Source organism: Demequina sp., assembly GCF_049841215.1.
In the GTDB taxonomy this organism is placed as follows: Bacteria; Actinomycetota; Actinomycetes; order Actinomycetales; family Demequinaceae; genus Demequina.
Map to the genome: position 1 here is coordinate 1 of NZ_JASGEO010000004.1, position 4,071 is coordinate 4,071.

A 4,071-nucleotide genomic window follows, 5' to 3' on the forward strand; every position below is an offset into this window, starting at 1 on the left:
CGTCGACGACTTCGGTGGCGTTCCAGTGTTCGTGGGACAGGGCGCGGTCTGCGTGGCCTACGGATTCGTAGAAGTAGGGGACTTTGAAGTTCCACGACAGGCCGATGGACGGGATCGCGTATGCGAACGAGGTGATGCTCGCGTGGAGGCGGTAGGCGATCACGCCGTCACATGCCTTGAGCTCGTTGATCAACTCCTCAGGGGAGTTCACCGTGACGGCGCACTTGCTCGCGCGAACGCTCTGATCACGCACGAGCGAGTCGACGAAGGCCTCGTCAGAGAAGTGCCCCGTGGTGAAGATCTTGTAGTCGTAGCCGCGCTCGGTGAGTAGCGCCACCACATCGAGCCAGAACGCGCGCTGATCCGCCTCGTTGAAGTCGATGCCGTTGTCTTTGAAGATTCCTGCGCGCGTGGCGAGCAGTCCGATGCGCGGCTGCTTGGGCGCGGGAGCGGCGGCGGGCTGGGGCTTTGCCGCGGCGTGAGTGGCCGGGGTTCCCCGGCGAAGTGCCTTGCGGGCCATGCGCCGGAGCTTGGACTTCACACGCCGCGTGAGAGTTGGTGCCGGCTTCGCGGCCTGCGCGGCGAGCTTGGGGGAGAAGACGACGTCAGAGAACACGGCGGGATCGGACACGTGCGCGATGGGGGTGTCGGTTCCTTCCACGTACTTGGCGAGCGACTCAAAGTCGTCGCGGGTCGTGATCTGGCGCACCACGGGCAGCTCGAGCGCCTTCTTGAGCGCCACGGACTTGGGGTTGTTGGGATCAAAGGGCTCTACGCCGATGCTCGAGAACAGCACGGGCACGCCGTACTCCTGCGCGAGCTCGAGGGTGATGATCGTCCGCAGGTAGAAGTTTTGGTACGAGTAGTTGAACAGCGGCGCACCGCCAAAAACCACCACGTCCGCCTCGGAGATCGCCTTGCGGGCGCCTTCGAGCAGCGCGGGGTCGCGAGTCTTCATGTACGCACGAGTGACGATTCCGGCCGCGCGCGTGCTGATCTCGAAGTCGCCCGGAGCGAAGTCGAGGTTGGCGTAGGCCGCCTTGATCAGGCTGATGACCGTGGCCTCGATGATCTGGTCGCCCACGTTGTCGGAGTCCCTGTTGGTCAGTAACAGCACTCTGATTTTCGACACGTCGTCTCCGTTTCCTGCAGGCGGGCGCGCGGTGTCCGCGCGCGACAATCGCCGCCCAGAGGATAGCAACTTTCCGCACCCGGCCCCCGATGCGCCCATGCCAGCCACGCGCGAACGTGTGCCGGGGGCCGTCCCTTGCCCCAGCGTCGGGCAGGCGAAACCCACGCCAGCGGCGGCGTGGTTCCGTTGTGTTACGGCAAGGTAACAGTTTTGTTCGAATCGTTTACAAAACTTGCGAAGCGTTTGTTCGTAATCTTTACTAACAAACATGACGACAGAGTCGGTGCGGCCAACCGCCGCCGACGGCACCGAAGAAGGCGCCGAACGCCGCAGCGCGAGCACCCGCGCGTGGGCCGCCTCCGTGCGTCCTGGAGCCCGCGTTCTGCCAGAGCACGCACGCGCCCACAACCGCGCGCTTGTGCTTCAGACCTTGTACCGCGCAGCGGGCCTCAGCCGCGCCGACCTCGCTCGCGAGGTGGGCCTCACGCGCGTCACCATCTCTGACCTCGTGGCAGACCTCATCGCACAGAACCTCGTCGTCGAGCTCGGCATTCGCAACGACGCCCGCCCCGGCAAGCCCGCCACGTTGCTTGACGTCAATCGCACCGGATTCGCGATCGTTGGCCTCGACCTCAGCTACGACTCGATCTTCCGTGGCGCGCTCATGGACCTCGACGGCACGGTGCTTCACCGCGAACAGATGGACGTCGCCGGAGTGTCTGGCGATCAGGCGGTCCAGGCGGTCGCAGAGTTGCTCGACCGCCTCGTGGGGCGTGCTACGGCTCCCGTCCTTGGCGTAGGGGTGGGCTCTCCCGGTGTGGTGAGCGGCGACGGCACGGTGCTGAGCGCGCCCAACCTTGGCTGGACCAACGTGCCGCTACAAGCACTCCTCGCCGAGCACTCGCACCTGCCGGTGCAGGTGGCGAACGACGCCAACGTGGCCGCGCTCGCGGAGCGCACCTTTGGCGAAGGCGCTGCCGACATGATCCTGATCCGCGTTGGACGCGGTGTTGGTGCCGGGGTCGTCGTCGATGGCTCCGTGGTGCAGGGCGGCCGTTCCGCGGCCGGCGAGATCGGCCACGTCGTGGTGGGCACCGACGGCGGCGACCTGTGCGCGTGCGGCAAGGAGGGCTGCCTCGAGACATGGCTCGCCATTCCGCGCCTCCAGGCCCGCTTGGATGCGGCCGACGCTAGCGCAGGGAGGGGCCGCACGCTCGCCGAGTCTGGGGAACGGCTTGGCATTGCCCTGGCGCCAGTTGTTGGCGCTCTCAACCTTGGCGAGGTCGTGCTGTCCGGCCCGCTTGATCTTCTCGACGGAACGCTGCTCGCCAGTACCGCCGAGACGCTCCGTAACCGCACGATGGCCGATTTCCACGGCGATCTGACGTTGCGGATGACCACGCTCGGTCGCGACATCGTCGTGCTGGGCGCCGCGGTCATGGTCCTTACCGGCCAGCTGGGGATCTCGTGATCCTTGGCACAGGACGTGACCGCGCGGGTCACGCACCTCACTCAAAGGAAGAAAAGGAACAAGGAATGAAGAAGACGATGGTTGGCATCGCAGCCTTCGCGGCTGCCGGTGCCCTCGTCCTCGCCGGATGCTCTTCGTCCGACGACGAGACGAGTGCCGCCCCGTCAGAGACGGGCGGGTCCGCCGAGGGTCAGAACATCACGCTCTGGCTCATGGGCGGTGACACCCCGGACGCTCTGCGCGAATACCTTACGACGGAATACGCAGCAGCGACCGGGGGCACCCTCACTATCGAGGAGCAGGACTGGGGCGACGCCCTTAGCAAGCTGACCACAGCCCTACCCGATAGCGAGAATACTCCGGACGTCACGGAGATCGGCAACACTTGGTCCCCCACCTTCACGACCGTTGGCGCGTTCTCTGACGTCACCGACATGTACGCGGAGCTGGGTGGCGACTCGCTGCTGAAGTCCTTCGTGGACGTTGGCGTCGTTGACGGCAAGAACTACGCGCTCCCGTACTACTTCGGTTCGCGCTACAACTTCTACCGCAAGGACATCTACGACGCCGCTGGTGTCTCGGTGCCCACCACGCTGCAGGAGTTCTCTGACGTCACCAAGCAGCTCACCACCGCTGACCAGTCCGGCTTCTACATCGGTGGTTCCGACTGGCGCAACGGCATCTCGTGGATCTTCGCCAACGGCGGCGACCTCGCCAAGAAGGACGGGGACACCTGGGTTTCCACCCTCTCTGACCCCAACTCCATCAAGGGCCTCGAGATGCTTCAGGACCTGTACAAGAACTCGTCGCACGCTCCCGTTGGTGAGTTCGACTCCACCCCGTGGGTCAACATCAACGACAACGAGTCCACCGGCAAGCCGGAGGCCGCGACGATCATTGCTCCAGGTTGGGCCCACTGGTCGATCGGTGACGCATCGGAGAACGACGCGGGCGACCCGATCAACGTGTGGAACGACGAGAAGAACGGCGTGTTCGTGCTTCCCGGTGTTGACGGTGGCGTGGCCCCCGTGTTCGCCGGTGGCTCCAACATCGCGATCTCTGCGGCCTCCAAGAACCAGGAGGGCGCTCGCGAGCTCATGAAGATCATCTTCTCCCCCGAGTACCAGCAGATGCTCGGCGAGAACGGTCTTGGCCCCGCAAACCTCGACTACGCCGACTCGCTCGGTGACGACCAGTTCGCTGAGGCGCTCCGCACCTCCGCCGCCGGTTCCAAGCTGACCCCTGCCGCTCCCGGCTGGGCAGCAGTTGAGGGCTCCGGTCTCCTCGAGGAGTTCTTCGGCAAGGTCAACGGTGGTGGCGACATCCCCGCTCTGGCTGCCGAGTACGACGAGAAGATCTCCGCTCTCCTCAACGGCTAATTCCGCCTGAACCTCACGGGTCGGGCCGCGGCAACGCGGCCCGAACTGCGAGGAGCCCTGCCCTCACAACACCACTGACACAACACAAA

Annotated in this window: 3 protein-coding genes; 2 read left to right on the forward strand and 1 reads right to left on the reverse strand. The window is 65.2% G+C overall.

The window, feature by feature from the left end:
* The coding region (locus QM618_RS00820) for a polysaccharide pyruvyl transferase family protein (RefSeq protein ID WP_428093478.1) at nt 1-1,132 on the reverse strand (1,132 nt) is incomplete at its 3' end.
* Nucleotides 1,133-1,400: 268 nt separating this feature from the next.
* Between QM618_RS00820 and QM618_RS00825 the strand changes: the two genes are divergently transcribed.
* Both QM618_RS00825 and QM618_RS00830 read left to right on the forward strand, forming a co-directional pair.
* Entirely contained in the window at nt 1,401-2,603 is a 1,203-nt protein-coding gene (locus tag QM618_RS00825; RefSeq protein WP_428093483.1) for an ROK family transcriptional regulator, read from the forward strand.
* A gap of 65 nt (nt 2,604-2,668) precedes the next feature.
* On the forward strand, nt 2,669-3,982 hold the full coding sequence (locus QM618_RS00830) for an extracellular solute-binding protein (protein ID WP_428093487.1): 1,314 nt from the start codon (nt 2,669-2,671) through the stop codon (nt 3,980-3,982).
* The last annotated feature ends 89 nt before the right edge of the window (nt 3,983-4,071 follow it).